Annotated in this window: 18 protein-coding genes; 12 read left to right on the forward strand and 6 right to left on the reverse strand. The window is 48.9% G+C overall.

Annotated elements, in window-relative coordinates:
- Positions 1-17: 17 nt before the first annotated feature.
- The 10 genes from OEM52_04070 to OEM52_04115 all read left to right on the forward strand — a co-directional run bounded on the left by OEM52_04070 (position 18) and on the right by OEM52_04115 (position 14275).
- Complete coding sequence (locus OEM52_04070) at positions 18-4763, forward strand: C25 family cysteine peptidase (protein ID MDK9699312.1); 4746 nt, start codon at positions 18-20, stop codon at positions 4761-4763.
- Positions 4764-4775: 12 nt separating this feature from the next.
- Positions 4776-5297, forward strand: a complete 522-nt coding sequence (locus tag OEM52_04075) for a putative metal-dependent hydrolase (protein MDK9699313.1) — start codon at positions 4776-4778, stop codon at positions 5295-5297.
- Positions 5298-5396: 99 nt separating this feature from the next.
- Positions 5397-5984 (forward strand): Holliday junction branch migration protein RuvA, encoded by a 588-nt coding sequence (ruvA, locus tag OEM52_04080; protein ID MDK9699314.1) that lies wholly within the window; start codon positions 5397-5399, stop codon positions 5982-5984.
- 16 nt (positions 5985-6000) lie between these two features.
- Positions 6001-7008 carry a Holliday junction branch migration DNA helicase RuvB gene (gene ruvB / locus OEM52_04085; GenBank protein ID MDK9699315.1) on the forward strand — a complete coding sequence of 336 codons (1008 nt, stop codon included), beginning with the start codon at positions 6001-6003 and terminating at the stop codon, positions 7006-7008.
- Positions 7005-8123: a tRNA preQ1(34) S-adenosylmethionine ribosyltransferase-isomerase QueA gene (gene queA / locus OEM52_04090; protein ID MDK9699316.1), complete on the forward strand. Its 1119-nt coding sequence runs from the start codon at positions 7005-7007 to the stop codon at positions 8121-8123. Before ruvB ends, queA begins: the two co-directional genes overlap by 4 nt.
- Complete coding sequence (gene ispD, locus OEM52_04095; GenBank protein ID MDK9699317.1) at positions 8098-9294, forward strand: 2-C-methyl-D-erythritol 4-phosphate cytidylyltransferase; 1197 nt, start codon at positions 8098-8100, stop codon at positions 9292-9294. The genes queA and ispD overlap by 26 nt, the downstream gene beginning before the upstream one ends.
- Entirely contained in the window at positions 9287-9937 is a 651-nt protein-coding gene (locus tag OEM52_04100) for a DedA family protein (protein MDK9699318.1), read from the forward strand. Before ispD ends, OEM52_04100 begins: the two co-directional genes overlap by 8 nt.
- Positions 9934-11301, forward strand: coding sequence for a glutamate--tRNA ligase (gene gltX, locus OEM52_04105; GenBank protein MDK9699319.1), 1368 nt, complete (start codon positions 9934-9936; stop codon positions 11299-11301). The genes OEM52_04100 and gltX overlap by 4 nt, the downstream gene beginning before the upstream one ends.
- Before the next feature lie 26 nt (positions 11302-11327).
- Positions 11328-12353, forward strand: coding sequence for a D-alanine--D-alanine ligase (locus OEM52_04110; GenBank protein ID MDK9699320.1), 1026 nt, complete (start codon positions 11328-11330; stop codon positions 12351-12353).
- 2 nt (positions 12354-12355) lie between these two features.
- Positions 12356-14275 (forward strand): tetratricopeptide repeat protein, encoded by a 1920-nt coding sequence (locus OEM52_04115; GenBank protein ID MDK9699321.1) that lies wholly within the window; start codon positions 12356-12358, stop codon positions 14273-14275.
- Here the strand turns inward: OEM52_04115 and OEM52_04120 are convergent, their stop codons facing one another.
- From OEM52_04120 to OEM52_04135, 4 genes are all read right to left on the reverse strand, one after another.
- Complete coding sequence (locus tag OEM52_04120; protein ID MDK9699322.1) at positions 14276-14827, reverse strand: hypothetical protein; 552 nt, start codon at positions 14825-14827, stop codon at positions 14276-14278.
- 363 nt (positions 14828-15190) lie between these two features.
- The gene (locus tag OEM52_04125) at positions 15191-16354 is read right to left on the reverse strand and encodes a glycosyltransferase family 4 protein (GenBank protein MDK9699323.1); all 1164 of its coding nucleotides are present in this window, start codon (positions 16352-16354) and stop codon (positions 15191-15193) included.
- 10 nt (positions 16355-16364) lie between these two features.
- The gene (locus tag OEM52_04130; GenBank protein MDK9699324.1) at positions 16365-16898 is read right to left on the reverse strand and encodes a Crp/Fnr family transcriptional regulator; all 534 of its coding nucleotides are present in this window, start codon (positions 16896-16898) and stop codon (positions 16365-16367) included.
- Complete coding sequence (locus OEM52_04135; GenBank protein ID MDK9699325.1) at positions 16841-17044, reverse strand: hypothetical protein; 204 nt, start codon at positions 17042-17044, stop codon at positions 16841-16843. The genes OEM52_04130 and OEM52_04135 overlap by 58 nt, the downstream gene beginning before the upstream one ends.
- Positions 17045-17262: 218 nt before the next feature.
- On the opposite strand from OEM52_04135, the gene bcp reads away from it, so the two are divergent.
- A complete protein-coding gene (gene bcp / locus OEM52_04140; GenBank protein ID MDK9699326.1) occupies positions 17263-17721 on the forward strand; it encodes a thioredoxin-dependent thiol peroxidase in 459 nt (152 codons plus the stop codon).
- Positions 17722-17742: 21 nt separating this feature from the next.
- Positions 17743-18048 (forward strand): (2Fe-2S)-binding protein, encoded by a 306-nt coding sequence (locus tag OEM52_04145; GenBank protein MDK9699327.1) that lies wholly within the window; start codon positions 17743-17745, stop codon positions 18046-18048.
- 54 nt (positions 18049-18102) lie between these two features.
- Here OEM52_04145 and OEM52_04150 read toward each other — a convergent pair whose 3' ends face one another.
- Together OEM52_04150 and OEM52_04155 are read right to left on the reverse strand one after the other, a co-directional pair.
- Positions 18103-18624 (reverse strand): hypothetical protein, encoded by a 522-nt coding sequence (locus tag OEM52_04150; GenBank protein ID MDK9699328.1) that lies wholly within the window; start codon positions 18622-18624, stop codon positions 18103-18105.
- A gap of 56 nt (positions 18625-18680) precedes the next feature.
- Positions 18681-19400, reverse strand: a complete 720-nt coding sequence (locus OEM52_04155) for a queuosine precursor transporter (GenBank protein ID MDK9699329.1) — start codon at positions 19398-19400, stop codon at positions 18681-18683.
- Positions 19401-19435: the final 35 nt, after the last annotated feature.

The raw sequence follows: 19435 nt of genomic DNA on the forward strand, positions 1-19435 counted from the left end.
ATTTACTCCCGGAATGAGTGTATCCCAGCGAGCTGTACACCATTTCGGAACCTTCAATACTTCGCGACGCTCGAATCATGTTGGTTGGTGCACATCCAATCCAGTATAACCCTGTTACCAGAACTCTTCGCATTTATGATGAAATCGAATTAGAGATTTCACCGACAAATGAACCGAGTCAAAATGAAATCACGGTACCTGCTCGCCCGGTGCCAAGTTTTGCCGCGCTATATCGCAACATCATCGGAGCGGAGGATTTAGTTGCTGAGGCGGAAGCGTCTGCCCCCGGACAAATTCTAATTGTCGCAAGAAACGTTACCCAACTCCGAACCGTGTTAAACACCTTCACCCAATGGAAAACCCGTCGCGGACAACCGGTACAAATCCTTGCACCAAACGGTACTGGAACAACAACCGCCGACGTGCAAGCGGTCATTAACAACGCCTACAACACTTGGAATCCCCCTTTAGAGTCGGTGCTGTTGGTTGGTGACGGGGGCTCAGGGACAACGCAATTTGAGTTGCCGACTTATTACATCGATGAATGCTATACCGATCACCCCTATATGCAAATCGTTGGCAACGATATCCTTGCCGATGTTGCTTTAGGAAGACTCTCGATGAGCTCACTCGCAGAATTGCAGACGATGATCAACCGCACAATCAATTATGAAAGGTCGCCATTAGTAACCGATACGACGTGGTTTTCCCGTGGTTGGGGGTATGCTGGAATTTCACACGATGTCCTCTCTAACCAAGCGTCGATTCATTTCTGTGTCGCGATGATGCATCGGGCAGGTTTATCGGATGTTCCTTATGACGAACACATCGGCAATGTGAGTGCTTCACTCATTAACCAGCGTTTGAATGGTGGCGCAACGTTCTGGGCACATCGTCCATCGTGGATCGCGGAAATTATGCCTGCCGATGTTAGCAGCATCAATAATGTCAACAAACCGTTTGTTGCACTAAACTTGACATGCGGTAGTGGTGACTGGTATGGCACTACGATGGGTGTTCATGAGCAACTGATCCGGTTGGGCTCGGCAGCAACACCGCGAGGTGCATTAGCGGCGATGTCCACTGAGTTGTATACTACACACCCGGCAACGAACAATATCGTCGCTTGTGGTACTTTTCAAGCGGTGGGAATCAATGGGGCACGTCAACCCGGTGTCATGTATCTGAATGGTAAATACCATTTGTGGCGAAATCTCTGGCTTGATCAACCAACGGGTGTTACCAATTTCTCATATTGGAATAACATAATGGGAGACGTAACTGCCAATGTTTGGACTGGCGTACCGCATCCGTTACAACTGACAACCAGTGATGAAGTTGAGTTATCACAGAATAATCTCACGGTGACAGTGCGTGATCCTTGGGGCACATTGTTGCCATCAGCATGGGTTACGGCGTGGAAACAGAGTGGTACGATTACAACCGAAACCTACTCGCGAGTGAGAACCAATGAGTTTGGGATAGCGAATCTTCCCTTAACGAATTTGACAACCGGTTCCCTTTACATCATCGCAACCGATACCCGTGCCGGAAGTAATGCGATTCCGGCCGTAGACACCGTACAAGTTGTCGCAGCAACCGCTCGTCCTACCATTGCAAGTTTCATCATCGATGACGATGGTACTGGCGGAACGGTTGGCAATGGTAATGGAGCAGTGAATCCCGGTGAGATTATCGATATTGCGGTAACACTGCAAAACAATACGTCCACTACTTTATCGAATCTGCGTTCGCGAATTACTACAACAGATGACCGTACGACTATCATCAACGATTCGACCGGTTGGCTACCAATAGCTTCAGGTGTAACCGGCGTCTCGACGATACCCTATCGCATACAGTTTCACACAACACTGCGGCAAGCCGATACGGTGACTTTTTTGTTACCGGGTATCGGAGGGGCGTTGCGAGTACCAGTACGATCGATATTGCTGCATGTTGTTAGCGATTCGGTTATTGGTCAAACGGTATGGAGTCCCGGTGTCACCGGGCAGTTAGCGGTACAGTTACAAAACAACGGAGGACTCGCACTTACGACGCCAACCACAGTGACCTTATCGTGCAATACTTCCTTGATTACGATATCAGATGCGTCAGCGCAGTTTTCTTCACTGCCGTTATCGACGGTAGTTGCAAACTACTCCGATTCTTGGACGGCGACTCCCAGTCGGGTAATCGTTCCCGGTACGCAAGTTACATTTACGCTTCACGCTGTAAATGGATCTATCCTTGAAGATGTAAGTTTTACCCGATCCATTGGAACTCGGGCAACAACCGATCCCACCGGCCCCGATGAATACGGTTACCGGATGTACGATAACACGGATGTAAACTATCCGCATCGCCGAGCATACCAGTGGGTGGAGATTATGCCCAGTCGCGGTGGGAGTGGTACGTTGTTGGCAATACCGGACACTGGTTACAACCGTGATACCTCAACGGTAGTATCATTGCCATTCGTTACGAAATACTACGGTTCGCTATTCGATTCAGCAACGATTTGTTCGAATGGGTGGCTCGCATTCGGTGCACAACCATTCTATGATAACTTCCGGAATTATCATTTACCGTCGCAGGATGGCCCCACGAATTTAGTTGCTCCAATGTGGGATGAGTTGTTTTTTGAGCCACAAACGACCGAAGGTGTGTATACTTGGTATGATGTAAGTAACCACCGCTATATCGTTACTTGGAATGCTGTTACTTTGGTAAATGCTGATCTCAGGAATGAGTTTCAACTGATTATTTTTGATCCTGAGTATTACCCCACTCCAACCGGTGACGCGCCACTCTGCTTCCAATACAAAGCATTTTACAATGCCGATGATTCGCCATTGGAACCGGGTTTTTGTACGATTGGTATTAGCGATGGCAACTACCGGAGCGCGCTCGAGTACAGCTATTACAATCGTTACACGGCTGGCAGCTCACCCTTCGTGAATAGCGAACAGGCAAATCGTACCATTTACATCACAACAGCCGCTCCCGATACGCTATTACATTGGATTTCTCCAATTGCTGGTTCAGAATTGCCAATCTCTTTATCAACAACTTTTCGATGGAGTGGTAGGTCGTCATTGCAAGCGGTACGTATTCAACTAAATCGAAACTACCCTTCAGGTACTTGGGAAACGCTATTCGATAGTACTGCCAATGATGGTACCGAATCATGGACAGTTACTGGCGCTGCCACGATGAATGCTCGCTTTCGCGTGATGGCGCGAAATGGTTCTGAAGGCGATACCGTAAGAGGCGATATCAGTTTTATAGCTCCTGAATCGGGAATTCGAGTTGTCACTCCGAATGGGGGAGAAATACTGCCACTGGGAACCGAGTACCGGATATCTTGGAATCATGCATTACTTGCCGGTACGGCAAGAGTAGAACTCAATCGGAACTATCCATGGGGAACCTGGCAAACTTTGTTTGCCAGTACTAGCATGGATGCAAATGGTGTGAATTGGACTGTTACATCACCAACCTCAACTACCTGTCGAATTCGCATCACATCCAATGATAGTGTCAATGTTTCCGATATCAGCGACACGAATTTCACGATTGCAACATTACCGGTTATCTCGATTGCGCCGAACCCGATTGCCCAACAAGTAATGTTAAACGACACATTGCGGATTCCTATAACAATTTCAAACACGGGTGGTTCCCAGTATGATGGCGTATTAACTCCAGATTTAGGGCGCGACGGCTATGGTTGGTTAAATGCCGGTGAGCCTGGTGGACCAACCTATTCCTGGATAAATACAAATTCCGGAAGTTGGGGTCCCTGGAGTACCGATATTACTACTGATCCCATTCGATTACCATTTGACTTTCCTTATTTCGGTACTAATCATCGCTTTGCATGGATGTGTACCAATGGTTGGGTAACATTGGACGATCCCAATGAGAGTGCAACTCACAACAATCAATTGATGCCCTTCAACCAGTTAGGAGCGATGTTTGCTGTGTTGTGGGATTATTACTCGGTGCCGGAGGGCAATACACGATATCTGCTCGATAGCGTTAACCAGCGTGCCACTTTTACTTGGCGTAATGTCAGTAAAGTCAGTGAACCGAACTCACGACTCACTTTTCAGTTAATTCTGCAGGGAGATGGCTCGGTTATTTATCAATACGACACCCTGCTAACTAATACCTACACCAGTACTGTTGGAATTCAAAGTACCGATCATACTTTTGCGGCAACCCTATTTCATGCTGACACGGTTCTATCGCAAAACGCGATTCGATTCTCTACCCAACAGCCATGGGCGACTGTAAGTCAAACGACCTTTTCGATTCCACCGAATTCATCTCGCAGTTTCACAATGCTGTTCGATACTCGAAATGGCTACCAGTCGGAAGATGTTCTGAATGGCCAAATAACCCTGACCGGAAACTCTCCCCATTCCCCATACATAGTACCTGTTTCCATGTATGTGGTGTTCAATGGGGTTAATGACCTTTCTGTATTTCCCAAGGAGTGGCAGTTAGCGCAGAATTTCCCGAATCCATTCAACCCGACTACAGAAATTCAATTCCGTGTCGATAAAGCTGCCTCGGTTAGATTGGATGTATTTAACACCGAGGGGAGATTGATAACCACCTTAGTAAACCGGGTATTACCGGTTGGGCGGCATCGTGTGCAGTGGAATGGCGAAAACCATGCTGCTGGCGTCTATTTCTACCGGATGGCAACCGAGTCCCGAACAGTTTCGAAAAAAATGATTCTCATGAAGTAATAGGAGATTTTTGTGACAGATATTCGATATCCTATCGGCAAGTTCACAATGACGGGAACAACGACTCTCGATGAGCGTTCTCAGTGGATTGAGGAACTTGCAAAAGCGCCTGAGGAGTTACGGAGCGCCGTTCGCGGATTAAACGCAGAGCAATTGAATTCCTGCTATCGCGAGGGAGGATGGACCCTTCGTCAGGTTGTCCATCATCTACCCGACAGCCATCTCAATGCTTATGTTCGATGTAAGTTAGCATTAACCGAAGAACGCCCACTGGTCAAGACATACGAAGAAGCGCTTTGGGCGGAATTGTCTGATAGCACGGATGATATTGATATGTCACTTGATCTGCTGGATGCGCTCCACCGACGCTGGGTGTCGCTGTTGCGTTCACTAACCCAAGAGCAATGGCAACGGGAGTATCTACACCCGGAAATGAAAAACGTTCCACTCCATCGATTGGTTGGATTGTATGCATGGCATGGCAAGCATCACATTGCTCATATAGTAAAGCATCGCGAGCAGATGGGTTGGTAAACACCACTTTTCAATGCTTTAGGAGCGGCGGGTGAAGGTGTTTTTTTACCACCGCTCCGCTTTTGTTTCGTAACCCAATACCCCCTATCTTTTCAAGATATGTACGACCGCCTCACAGGAATCATTGCTGTCCGCGACCCTGCCCAAATCGTACTCGATGTGGGCGGCATCGGCTTTTCCCTGACGGTGCCATTATCGACATTCGACCGCCTCCCATCGATTGGCGCGAAGGCGACGCTCTATTGTTACTTACATGTCCGAGAGGATCAGCTCGCATTGTTTGGATTCGCATCGGAAGATGAGCGGGTTTGGTTTCTTCGGTTGATTCAATTACCGGGGATCGGTCCTAAGTTAGCCATCAGTATTTTATCAGGAATCCGGATCGGCGATTTCCGTGAAGCGGTATTGCACGGCGATGTCAAGCGACTAAAAAGCATCTCCGGGGTCGGGGAAAAACTGGCGCAGCGGATAGCCATGGAGCTTCGGTCGGTAGTGGGCGGAAGTGCGCCAGTCGCTCCCACCAACCTCCAGCCACAAGCCGCCAGTATCTTTCAGGATGCGGTATTAGCGCTGGAGGCGTTAGGAATCGTTCGCGCCACCGCCGAGAAAAATGTAACGCGAGTATTGCAGGCGCATCCCGATTTACCAATCTCCGAAGTTGTTCAAAAAGCGTTAAGCAATGGCTGACCCGATCCCCCCGCGCATGAATCCCGCCTTGTCGAATCTGCCCGACGATGTCCAGTGGGACATCCAGCTCCGCCCGACCAAATTGGCGGATTTCGTCGGACAATCGAAACTCAAAGAAAATCTTTCGGTATTCATTCAAGCGGCAAAAGGGCGTGGTGAGCCATTGGATCACACGCTCTTTAGTGGGCCTCCCGGTTTAGGCAAGACGACCCTGGCGACTATAGTCGCCAACGAGTTGGAAGTCGATTTCCGAGCGACCTCTGGTCCGACGTTGGAGCGTCCCGCCGATTTAGCCGGTATTCTGACATCGCTTGCTCCCCGTTCAATCCTCTTTATTGACGAAATTCACCGTTTGAACCCCGTCGTCGAGGAATACCTCTACCCGGCGTTAGAAGAGTTTCGCATCGATATCATTATCGACAAAGGTCCGGCTGCTCGCACAATTCAGTTGAACTTACCGCCATTCACATTAATCGGCGCAACGACTCGCGCTGGATTGCTTACTGCGCCGCTCCGCGCCCGATTCGGAGTTACCGCCCGGCTTGATTATTACCATGCCGATGAATTGGCGCGTATCGTGCATCGCAGCGCCCGCCTGCTGAACATTCCGGTCGATAAGAGCGCCGCCACCGAAATCGCGTCACGTTCCCGCGGTACGCCGCGGATCGCAAACCGATTATTACGGAGGCTACGCGACTTTGCCCAAGTTGAAGGGAATGGCAGCATCGATATCCAATTGGCGAAATCTTCCTTGCATCGATTAGAAATTGACGAAGCTGGTCTCGATGAAATGGATAAACGAATCCTCAATTCGCTGATTCAGAAATTCGGTGGGGGTCCGACCGGATTAACGACAATCGCAGTCGCAGTGGGAGAAGACCCTGGCACTATCGAAGAAGTCTACGAACCGTTTCTGATTCAGGAAGGGTTTCTTGCCCGCACCCCTCGCGGGAGAGTTGTTACCCGCCGTGCATATCAACACCTCGGTCTGAAATACACCGGATCACAGGAGTCGTTGCTTTGACACTCTCTTCCGAAGGCAAATCGATCGCGCCGGAAGATAATCTCGAGAACTACTCCTTCGATCTTCCTCCCGAACTAATCGCTCAACAGGCTGCCGAACCGCGCGATTCCTCCCGGTTATTGTACGCAAACCGTGCAAAGGGCGTTATTCAACATCACCATTTCACCGATTTGCCCGAATTGCTTCAGCCAGGTGATTTGCTGGTCTATAACAATAGCCGCGTCATTCCCGCCCGTATACATACCCACAGTCGTGGCGGCGGTAACCTTGAAATCCTGTTAGCCGAACCGATAGCGACATTGGGCGAGACCGATTTCTATCGCAGCAATTTACTGTCGCAAGGGGAAGTCGAGTGGAAAGTCCTCGCGAAACCGTCGAAACGGCTGCGCGTCGGTGACCAGATAGATTTGCCGTTTGGCGCGAATATGGAGGTGTTGAAACGCTTCGACGATGGAGAACGTATAGTTAGAATACGGTTAGCCGACGAATCGGAGACATTCCTGTCGTGGCTTACTCGGGTCGGGGAAATGCCGCTGCCGCCCTATATCGAGCGGAATGTCATCGCCGCCGACCGGGAACGTTACCAAACGGTGTATTCACAGAGCGAAGGTTCGGTTGCTGCGCCGACCGCCGGTTTGCATTTCACCCCGGAGCTAATGAATCGACTCCGAACCCGTGGTATCGAGTTTGCTGAAATAACGCTCCATGTCGGATTAGGGACGTTTCAACCGGTTCGCGTCGAGAACATTCGCGACCATCGCATTCATCCCGAATGGGTACAAGTCGAGCCAGCAGCGGTGACTACCATTCGCCGGGCAAAACAAGACGGACGGCGGGTTATTGCTATCGGAACAACAGTTACCCGAACTCTGGAAATGTTAGCGCAAAATGAGACGTTGGATGAATTTCGGAATTGGTGCGATTTGTATATCTTACCGGGACATCGCTTCCGGTTTGTTGATGGTATGATTACAAACTTTCATCTTCCGAAATCGAGTCTGTTTATTTTGATTTGTGCGTTGTTAGGGCGGGAACAAGCATTAGCGATTTATCGTACCGCGATACAGGAAAGATACCGGTTCTATAGCTATGGCGACGGTTGCCTCTTCGTATAAATCCATCGGGGGAATCATCGTTGCTGGTGGTTCCGGTAACCGGTTCGGCAGTGAAACGCCGAAGCAGTTTCTCACGCTTGGCAATCGCTGGGTGATCGAATGGTCGCTCGAACAATTCTATCGCTCGGAAGTTATCGAACATATTGTTGTCGTTGTTCCCACTGATTGGCTCGCTGTTTGTCATGAGCGATGGAAACGCTACCAACCGAAGTTGTCGGCAGTAGTAGCTGGCGGAGCGACTCGATTTCAATCGGTATCAAACGCATTGTCAGCGCTTCATGACGGTACGCAACTCGTATTAATTCACGACGCTGCTCGTCCCGGAGTTACAACGCAACTAATAGAAACCGTTGCCGACGCTGCACTGCAATGTGGTGCGGCGTTACCGGTAACGCCTGTTGCTGCCACGGTGAAGCGAATTTCCGGTGACTATGTCACAGATACGTTAGATCGTTCCGAATTGGCGTTAGCGCAAACACCGCAAGGTTTTAAACTTGATCTGCTGCGAAAAGCCATCGCCGTTTCGCCGGAGAACATCCAATCGGTTACCGATGAAATTCAGTTAATCGAAGCGATGGAACCCGGTCGTGTAAAATGGGTAGCAGGTTCCGCTCGTAACGAAAAAATCACGACCACGGAAGATTTCACTCGGATCGAACAATTGCTAACAGGAAGCCCTAACATGGAAATCCGCACCGGCATTGGTTACGACGTCCACCAATTCGCTTCCGGTCGAGCGTTGGTGTTAGGCGGCGTTACGATACCTGCTTCCGTAGGGTTGTTAGGACACAGTGATGCCGATGTGTTGTGTCATGCGATTGCCGACGCGGTGTTAGGCGCTGCCGCCTTAGGCGATATCGGCGTTCACTTTCCCGATACCGACCCCGCATGGAAAGGTATCTCGAGTCTCATTTTATTGAAACGAGTTGCTGAGTTGATAGCCGAAACAGGTTACTCCATCACGAATATCGATGCAACACTGATCATGGAAACACCAAAAGTAATGCCGTTCGCCGCCGAGATGATAGCGAATATCGCTTTTTCATTTGACTTGAAAGTTGAACAGATATCGGTAAAAGCGACCACAAACGAACGACTCGGATTTGTCGGCAGAAAAGAAGGCGCAGCCGCGATGGCGATTGCTACGCTTCGGAGAGCTGTGCGTGATTGAGCAGTTTTTGTATCATGTCGCTTTGTGGCTGGACGGGATTCACACTTGGTGGATTTACGCGGCAATCGGCAGTATCGCCTTCATCGAGAATATCTTCTTCCCGTTTCCCGGTGATGTGCTGTTAGTCTTCAGTGCGATTTACGTGCGCCAAGGTAGATTAGAGTTTTTGCCGGCGTATAGTTGGTCGATACTTGGTGGTACGCTTGGTTACCTTTGCTTCTTTTTAATTCTGCGCTCTTTAGTACATCTGCTGGAGCGGCCGGCTGTGAAGCGCTTCTTCCCCGATTCCGAGCGGTTACGGGTTCATGCGATGTTCGAAAAATATGGCGGTTGGTTAATTCTCGGAAATCGCTTTATCACGGGTGTGCGTTCGATGGTCGCGCTGATTTCCGCGATAGCCGACTATCCGATATTGCCTTTTATCGTGCTGTCGAGTATCAGTACTGCGCTTTACAATCTGATCCTTTTTATTTTAGGTTATTCGGTAGGGCATTCGGTACAATCGATCGATGAGATGATCCACGGCGCCCAAGCAACCATTGGTAGAATTGGTTGGATTCCGGTGTTAATCACAACGATTGGTCTAACATTTCTCACTATTTACATTTATCGCGTATATAAAAGAACGAAGGAGTCGAAGTGAGCGTTCGTGTCCGTTTTGCCCCCTCTCCCACCGGTGAATTACATATCGGCGGACTGCGAACTGCTCTTTACGATTGGCTCTGGGCACGTAAACAAAATGGCGCTTTTGTCTTGCGGATTGACGATACCGACCGTACCCGTTTTGTGGACGGTGCTGAGGAACGCATTGTAGCTTTTCTAAGCGACTTTGGACTAACGCCCGATGAATCGCCCCAAATTGGTGGTCCATACGCCCCCTATCGCCAATCGGATCGATTTGCGATGTATCGGGAGGCAGCTGACCGCTTACTTGCCAGCGGCGCATGTTATCGCTGTTTTTGTACGACTGAGCGAATCGATGCAATGCAGGCAGCCCGTCGCGCTCAGAAACTGCCGCCCCGCTATGACCGGCATTGCCGCTCACTTACCAAAGTGGAATCGGATCGCCGAGCGTTGACCGAACCGTTTACAATCCGGATTGCAATGCCGGACAAGGAAGTTGTCGTTCACGATGAGTTACGTGGTGATGTCCGCTTTCAGCCCGGTTCTACCGACGACACGATTTTAATCAAGTCCGATGGTTGGCCAACTTACCACATTGCAACGATTGTCGACGATTATGCTATGAAGATTTCCGATGTGTTGCGTGGGGAGGAGTGGCTCCCATCGTTACCGATTCACAAAGTGATTGCTGAGCAACTCGGTTATTCGCAACCCCGCTACTACCACACTGGTTTATTGGTTGACGCCGAAGGTAAGAAACTCTCGAAACGCACCGGTGGGGCAACTGTTGCTGAATGGCTACAGGCAGGGATTCCCCGCGAAGCCTTGCTAAATGTGATTGCTCGACTCGGTTGGGATCCCCAGACTAATGAATTGTTATCGCTTGAACAAATGGTAGAACGGTTTGAGTTGTCTGCGCTCTCGACTCATTCGACGATGTTTTCCGACACCTCGTTCCAACACTTCACTCGCGAAGCGTTTACGAAATTGTCGGTGGAACAGTTAGCGCAACAATGGCAGCCATTAGCGGAGCTGCTGCCCTTCGATAGCGAAGGTGTCGCTTTCGGATTTGCGAAAGAAGAAGCGAATTCGTTTCACGACATTACATCCGAGATGAAATATTGGATCGATTTAAAATCGGGGGTCCTTCCCCGCGAGCAAAGCGATCCCCTTCCGGAAGGATTTGTTTCATCTCTTCTCGAGACGGAAGATTTATCGCTCTGGCTCAAAGGATTATCGAAAGCGACCGGACTCAAAGGTAAAGAGCTCTGGATGTCGTTGCGGCGAAAAATAACTGGACGCGAACACGGTCCGGAGTTAATCCGGATTTGTAATTACCTTGGTAGAGAACGAGTCCTACAACTGTTACAAAAACTCAATTGACCCTATCGGAAGTTGAGGAGAGAATCATGCGTATTGTTGTTTTAATGGGTGGTGAATCGACGGAGCGCCGCGTATCGCTCGCTTCCGGGGAAGCCGTCGCTGCGGGTCTGCAGCGGTTAGGACACACGGTATACAAATTGGATCCCGTCTTCCCCGATGAATGGGCTGCCGCCGACCGTCCACTGTTAACCGGGCCAGTTGGGGAAACGCCGCCGGAAGATTTATCGCAACTGCCGCGACCGACCCCGCAACGCATTGGACGGTTGCTCGAAACGATTGCCTCGTTAGCTCCAGATGTGGTCTTTCCGATTCTGCATGGCGGTATCGGAGAAGACGGTACTTTGCAAGGATTGCTCGAGTGGGCAGGTATCCCCTTTACCGGCTCTTCTTCGATTACTTGTAAACTTGCCATGGATAAAGCAGTATCGAAGCGGCTTTTCCGGGTCTGTAACATCCCGACACCGGCGTGGATATACTTTTCCCGTTACGACAACACTCCGCTTGCAGAAATATCCAGTGAAATTGATGAGAGAATTGGATATCCTTGCGTTGTCAAACCGAATTGCGGCGGTTCTACCGTTGGTATGAGTATCATCAATTCGATCGCTGAGTTGCCCGACGCCATTGAAGCGGTGCGGAAACTTAACGACGATATCCTAATCGAAAAATACATCGAAGGTCGTGAGCTAACCGTTGCAGTTGTTGGGGATCAAGTATTGCCGGTCGTGGAGATTTGTCCTAAGAGCGGTTTCTACGATTATAAATCGAAATACACCGCTGGTAATACCGAGTATCTCGTTCCAGCCCCCATCGATGAGAATGTCTTTTTACGAGCACAGGATTTGGGGAAAGCAGTATGGCAAAGCTTGATGGCGCGCGGGTTTGGCAGATCAGACTTCCGGTTGTCACCTGATGGCTTACTTTACTGTTTGGAACTGAATACGCTGCCCGGAATGACCAATCTCTCGTTAGTACCAAAAGCGGCGGCGGCGGTTGGCATTGACTTTGACGGATTATTAGCGAAGATACTCGAAACCGTACCGTCGAAGTGACGATGGACGAACTGGATTCTTGGAACTGGAAGAAGCTGTTTGCGGCAATTTGGTTGCCGGTTGCAGTTGGTTTCGTCATCCGCGGTTTGTATCTGTACGAGTATTCCTCTTCGGTACTGTTTCTATCCCCTTCGGTTGATGCGCTCTATCATCTCGATTGGGCGGAGAAAATCTCCCACGGCATTTTCTTTCCTGAGCCCGGGCACCCATTCTTCCGGGCTCCCCTCTATCCCTTCTTCCTCGGTCTCCTCTCATGGCTCGGTTGTACTCAACTGCTGCTCGCATGGGTGCAGGTTGTTCTGAGTCTTGTTTCTATCGTATTGATTGCTGCCATTGCCGCCCGTTTACATTCGCTGTGTTCCGCTCGCATTGCCGCTTGGATTGCGGCAATCTATGCTCCGCTGTTTACCTATCAAATCGAATTCCAACTTCCCGTACTGATTGTTCCGCTATTTCTCGGTGTTGTTTACAATTTTATCGTGTTTGATTTGCATGGGAAAGCTCGATCGTTGCTTTGCGCTTCGGTAGGAATCGGACTGCTCGCCATTACGCAAGTGAATGGTCTCGTGCTGCTTCTGGTTCTATTCTATTTCATTTTTCGCAATCGGTTACAGCTCGGATTACGGAGTAGTATCCTCGTCGGTACCCTATGGTTAGTTCCCATACTACCGATCACCCTTGCCAATTGGATCGAGGCAAAGCAATTCGTTCCGATTGCAACACAGGGAGGAGTGAACTTCTATCTTGGGAACAATCCGATTGCCGATGGCGCTTATGCCGTTCATCCGCAACTAGGGTACGATTGGACTTGGGATGATGCGAAAGCATTCCTTGAGGCAAAAACCGACGCCGAAGCTGACCGTGCGTACTATCGTAAAGGCATCGAATTTTGGCGTGAGCATCCCCAAGCCGCCATCAAAGTAACACTGCGAAAACTTGGTTATCTCTTCCATCACTTTGAAATCGGGAACAATCGGGACTTGCAGCGCTTCTGGCAGGAACGACCAATCGCTCGCTGGTTGTTCACCGAATTTGCCTTTGGAGTACTTGCGACACTTGGTCTTGCTTCGATGATTCATGCGTTTAAGAATTGTACAAACCGAATCGTGATCATCAGTGGATTACTCTTCCTGCTTTCCTATGTTCCCTTTTTTATAACTGCCCGTTACCGTTTGCCGTTCGCGGTGTTGTTAATTCCCTTTGCCTCCATCTTACTCGCGCGGTTGAGCGATAAACATTCGAGGTATTCTTTATCTGATATAGTTGCGATTGTCATGTCGGTCGTTTTAGTTTGGTTGCCAGTTGGTGTACCGAAGATTGATCCCGCACATTACGAGTACACCAAAGGAAACGCATACCTGCGTCTTCACCGGTACAACGAAGCAGTTACATGCTACCGTAAGGCGTTGAGCGTTAATCCAGTTCATGAATTATCGCGAGTGAATTACTCAACGATTCTCATCGCTAATAATCGATTTAACGAAGCCGATACGCTCTTGATGTCCTACGTGACAAGAATAAGAATTGAGAGTCGCGATAGTCTTGCCGATAAGACGATCGACGGTAAAGTATGGAATAACTTAGGTGTGGTATATCAACAACTGGGAGAGTTTAGCAAGGCTGATAGCTTTTATAGTAATGCTGTTCGATCGAATCGACCCGACCGAATCGCTCTTGATAATATATCTAACTTAATCGATGCTGCGTTTCAATGCGATACAACCGACTTGGAGCAGTATCGAAAAGCGTTCTGGTATCTTTACAAACGGATGATACAAAAAATACAGTTAGAGAACGATGATCTTGATAACCTCACGGCTGAAAGTAGAGAGAAGATTCGACGCCGAATGAACGAGTTGGTCAAGATGGATCGTCACATTCAAAGCAAAAATGGAAGTGGTAAGTACTTAAGCAATTTCTGATTACACTTCCCCTAAGTAAGCCTCAATAGGAATCATCCGCCCGCCTTGTTTTGCCAGTACCACCATCGGCAATACTCTGCCAATCCCATCAAACAATTCGATTGTATTCGCTTGTGTGTCTTGCCAGAGGACGATACGGTTCACCCCGGAAAACCGTAACTGCTCATCCTGCAGCATCCGGTAATAGGCATACATGCTACTCGAACGGGGGGCATCAATGCGTGGTGAGTTGAAGAAATCCATCGCTAACGCTTGATCAGCAATTGCCCCTAATGAACGGTCGACACCATTGTAAAGACCCTCTTCCTCCAACCACTTAAACGGTGGAGCGAGCCAGCTACAGGCGATCTCCAAGGAGTCGCACACCACCCGCGTCCACTTCGCAAGGGCGAATGCCGGTTGAACTCGATGAGAGTGTTCCATGTACATTTCGCGGAGACACCAGTCGATGTCTTCAATCCGGGGTGGGTCGTTGCGGCCGCGCTTCCAGCTGTCGCGCTGCAAATACCAGATGACATACTCTTCAAAACTGGCGTAATCGATGCGTCGCATAGGAGCTTCCTTATTTCCTGCAATGTATTCAAACTCGAAACCTAACACAATGAAGAACTGCGAAGCGTCTACAAAAAGCAAACCCCCACAGCATCGCTATGGGGGGTTGTTGTCGCTCATTCGCCTCGACTGGCCGGGTCCTACCCAAGCGCCGTATTGTCGAGGGACATCGCCACGCGGTCCATCGTCAGACCGAAAGAGCCGAACGATTCGCAAGAATCGAACGGTGTCACTCAATGATACGGAAGTTTTCCGGATTTGTCAAGGAAAAAACGGCTAACTCAATAAGAAACAATAGTGTATATCAATATAGCTTTAAAGGTAGCACGACTATGGAGAAAATGCAAGGAGAGTTTGCCAAGATTAGAAAATTTCTTGAGTTGTTAACAGCAGGCGTTGCCATTTTTCAGCGCTGTGATCCCACGTGTAATCTTGCTGAATCGTTTGCCGAGCTTGCTGTCGCATCGCTTGTAGTTGTTCGGGGTTTTGCAATAGTTGAATGACTTTCGTAGCGATGTCAAGAGAATTTTCTGCCTCAAAGAGAATACCAGTGTCCTCAGAGACAAACTCGGTTTGTCCGCCGACATTCGTCACTGCTACCGGACACCCGCAAGCCATTGCTTCCGCGATGACCAAACCAAAGCCTTCGTAATACTTCGGATCGTTTCGGGTTGCCAATACGGTGAGGTTGGCTGCTCGAAAAAGTGTACGCAGCTTCGATTGTGGAAGTTGCCCGTGCCAACGTATAAGATTATCGACTTTCAATTCTTTGGCAAGTTGTTTTAGCTCCGCCTCCAATGGTCCCGTTCCGGCGAAATCGACTGTAACCGAGGGAAATTCTTTTTGAATCAGCGGAAGAGATTGAAGAAATAACTCATGACCCTTCAATCGGGTTAACATTGCAGCATAAACAAGGCGAACTCCGGTTACACTTCCGCCAATCTCGCGTAGTTCTTGCTCAGACGGTGATGCGGGAGTAAAAAAATCGGTGTTGACGCCACAGGGTATCACATGAATTCTTTCCATTGGGATTTGCCACTGCCGAAAGTGATTCGCTGTGAAGTGGCTGTTTGCTGCTATACCGGTGGCATTGCGATATGCATACAGACAGTAGTGTGTGAAGACCCGCGACAAACCGTTCCCCGGGAACAAGCGCGATACTTCATTACCATGTGCACCAATGTAGTGCGGCTTTTTGTAGTGCTTACAGAAGAGAGCAGTTACACCTGCATAGGGGAACACTGATAAATCGATTACTACATCGATTGCTACCCAATCGATCTGTCGGAATAAAACAGGTAGAATCGCAAGTCGACCTAAAGCATGCACCTTAGGTACGGAGAAGAGCAATACCTGTAAATTCTCGTTGCCAACTGGATTTCGTTCGCCTCGATCCGGTAAAACCAACGTTACTTGATGCCCCATTTTTACAAATCGAGTAACGATTTCCCCGGCATAAACAGCCATACCACCCGGATCCGGCGGCCAATACTCACTGATAAATAAAATGTGAACTGGTTTGGTCATGGAAGTAATGTTAGTTGAGTTCGTCGGAAGCAATCTGTTCCCATTTGGAGCGTCTTTGAAGAATGAGTTTGGATCGATTCACTGATAGCAAGTTTTGCTTTTTCCAACTGGCGAATGTTCGTGAGAGCACTTCGGAGACTGTACCGCACTCTTGCGCTAACGACTGTTTCGTTTGATGTAACTCGATTTCGACCGTGTCGCCTATCCATCGGTTGTTTGACAACTCCAACAGTCGGTGTGCGATTCGTGCCGGCATACTCAAAGCCGTTCGCTCTTCAATTTTCGCCACCAGCATCCGCAGTTTATCGGCAAGCGCGGCGAGGAGTGCCAACGCCAATTCGGGACGAGCGGCAATCATCATCTTCAATTTAGAAAGCGGTAGTGTTGCCACTTGCGAATTCGTTTCCGCAATCGCGGTCACCGGGTATTGTGCGCCAAGCAAGGAAGGTACTTCAGCGAATACTTCGCCAGGGGAGATGCGGTGAATCAAGATTTCTTTTCCATCGGGACGATAGCGAACCGCTTTGATCGATCCCGAAACCAACCAATGTAAGCCATGGGAGGACTCACCTTGGGAAAAACTATGTCGCCGCTATGATAATTATCGTGTCGCACGTCAGCAACAATTAGCTGGCGGTCGTGCACGGTTAACGTGCGAAACAACTCTTGGTTCTCAATTGCGATACTCATGGTTTCCGATTTGGCTTCTCGTATAACATAGTACGTTGACAGGAAGTGTGCAATGAGTCACTTTCATTTTGTTCTTATGTAACGGAGTTACTGTGGAGATTTGTCGCAGATTGGATTTTTCAATAGTAATCCTGATTACAGTGATTGCGTTACTTTTTTCTTTAGTGCAAACAAGTATCGCTGCTCCCGATTCGGAGTGGGAAACAATTGGAGGAAAAATGTTGCAAGTAGGGGATATTGCACCCGATTTTGAACTACAAGCTACCGATGGTTCGATGGTGAAGCTGTCATCATTACTGGGAAAGACTGTGGTAATTTACTTCTATCCGAAGGACAATACGCCCGGTTGTACAAAGGAAGCGTGTAACATTCGCGATAACTGGAGCGAGTACCAGAAGCGCGGATGGCTTGTATTCGGGATTAGTGCCGATTCCAACAAGAGCCACGTAAAGTTTACAAACGACCAATCGCTGCCGTTTCCACTACTTAGCGACACCAATCGCGAAGTGATGAAAGCCTTTGGTGCCTTCGGTAAAAAGAAATTCATGGGTAAGGAAATCGAGGGAACGTTGCGATACACGTTTGTCATTGGTGGCGATGGCAAAATCGTCCACATCGATCGCGACGTGAAGGTCGGTAACCACTCCGCCGATTTATTCCAAGCAGTTGGTAAGTAAACTCAAACTATGGTGAGTGTCGTGCCACGGGTTCATCTACCACAAAAAAAACGAAGCATCGAGATTGATAGCGGAACAACCCTCTTTCAAGCTCTCAGAGCTAACGACATTCCAATCGCCAGCTCGTGTCAAGGCGATGCTGTCTGTGGTCGTTGCGCCATCGAAATTGTGAACGGTATAGAGAATGTATCACCCATCGAGCCCGACGAGGTTCGGATGGCAGAACGATTGAAATGGCGCATTGACGATCCAAAGTGTCGAATACGTGCCGCTTGCCAGGTCCGCGTCCTACAAAACGAGATTACTGTTCGAACAACCTATTGGTAAATGGAAAACGGCAGGAGTTACCTGCCGTTTTACGATTACAATCGCTTCTGGTTGTTACTTTCGATTCATCGGATCATTTCCGGGTTGCGCTTTGATGGGTCGTCGTCCTCGTTCTGATAACATTTCTTTGAGTTCATGACGCATTTTCTTGAATTTCTTTTGCTGGTCAGAATCGAGCACCATTTCTATCGCACGGACAGTTTGATCCATTCGATCCCGTGTTACATTCCGCATTTCTCGTTTTGATTCGCGTGGCCGCTGCTGCCCATCCGTCCGATTGTTCATACCAAGATTGTCACGCTCTTTCAATGGATCGTTTCGGGCATTCAACAGAATGTTTTTTATTTGACTTTTCTGTTCGCCTGAAAGTGCAAGTTTCCCATCCATCCGCTCAATAAGTCGGTTGATCCGGGGAGTAGAGTCGTTTGCTGGTTGATCGAAATCCGGTGGAGGTGGTGCATCATTCATCGGAGGTGGGGGCAGTTTTTCTTCCGCATGAGAAGTAGAAACTGCGCATACAACAAGTACAATCGAAAACAAGTACATGTATGTGTACGTTAAGGTGCGAGCCGACATGTTGTCTCCAATTTGATTCGGAGATTGGACACAAAGAAGTGTGTTCCGTTTAAATCTCAGATTTTCGCGGAACTCGTAGACGGTGTTCCAACTGACCAGGAGAACGGTGAGTAATCGTGATGCTGATCGATGACATCGACTCCTTCGACTTTTTTCAGCTTCGCACACGCAAAGTATGTTACAGGGGTGGCGAATATCTCAATCGCAACCTTGAAAATGTAATTCGAGAGAATAACCGTTAACAGTAGACCGGTGCTCATCGAACCGGCAAAGGCGATCACACAAAACAACGTGGTGTCGATTCCCTCGCCGATAATGGTTGAACCGATGGTGCGCTGCCAGAGACGCTTCCCCTTGCTCATACGCTTCATCACCGAAAGCAACGCGTCATTCGCCCACGAACCGAACAGATATGCAATGATCGATGCTGCAACGATACGCAGGGTTGTTGTGAGAATCGAATCATACGAACTTTGCGCCATCCACTCACTCGGGTAAGGGAGTGACCCGACAAATGCGAATGTTACCACAGCGAGTAATTGTGCCGCAAGGCCAATCCAGATTGTCCGGCGGGCTATCCGAAACCCGTACACTTCAGTAAGGATATCGCCAAAGATGTACGACAACGGAAACAGAATCGTACCACCGTCAAAAGTGAAATATCCGAGCTGTACCAACTTGCTGGAAGCGATATTGGAAATCAACAGGATTGCGACGAAGAATCCAGTGATGGCGGGCAACATCCGGTACGTTGGTTGATGAATCGGTTGAGACATAACTCCTGACTCTAACAGAAAAGGGGCGGCATTGT

The organism is bacterium (genome assembly GCA_030247525.1).
GTDB lineage: Bacteria > Electryoneota > JAOADG01 > JAOADG01 > JAOADG01 > JAOTSC01.

Excerpts from the sequence above, each read along its gene's own strand:
- ruvB (MDK9699315.1), top strand. The coding sequence starts at position 6,001 with ATGAATCCCGCCTTGTCGAATCTGCCCGACGATGTCCAGTGGGACATC.
- OEM52_04120 (MDK9699322.1), bottom strand. The coding sequence starts at position 14,827 with ATGCGACGCATCGATTACGCCAGTTTTGAAGAGTATGTCATCTGGTAT.
- OEM52_04155 (MDK9699329.1), bottom strand. The coding sequence starts at position 19,400 with ATGTCTCAACCGATTCATCAACCAACGTACCGGATGTTGCCCGCCATC.
- ispD (MDK9699317.1), top strand. The coding sequence starts at position 8,098 with ATGGCGACGGTTGCCTCTTCGTATAAATCCATCGGGGGAATCATCGTT.
- OEM52_04115 (MDK9699321.1), top strand. The coding sequence starts at position 12,356 with ATGGACGAACTGGATTCTTGGAACTGGAAGAAGCTGTTTGCGGCAATT.
- bcp (MDK9699326.1), top strand. The coding sequence starts at position 17,263 with ATGTTGCAAGTAGGGGATATTGCACCCGATTTTGAACTACAAGCTACC.
- OEM52_04125 (MDK9699323.1), bottom strand. The coding sequence starts at position 16,354 with ATGACCAAACCAGTTCACATTTTATTTATCAGTGAGTATTGGCCGCCG.
- OEM52_04150 (MDK9699328.1), bottom strand. The coding sequence starts at position 18,624 with ATGTCGGCTCGCACCTTAACGTACACATACATGTACTTGTTTTCGATT.
- ruvA (MDK9699314.1), top strand. The coding sequence starts at position 5,397 with ATGTACGACCGCCTCACAGGAATCATTGCTGTCCGCGACCCTGCCCAA.
- OEM52_04135 (MDK9699325.1), bottom strand. The coding sequence starts at position 17,044 with ATGAGTATCGCAATTGAGAACCAAGAGTTGTTTCGCACGTTAACCGTG.
- OEM52_04110 (MDK9699320.1), top strand. The coding sequence starts at position 11,328 with ATGCGTATTGTTGTTTTAATGGGTGGTGAATCGACGGAGCGCCGCGTA.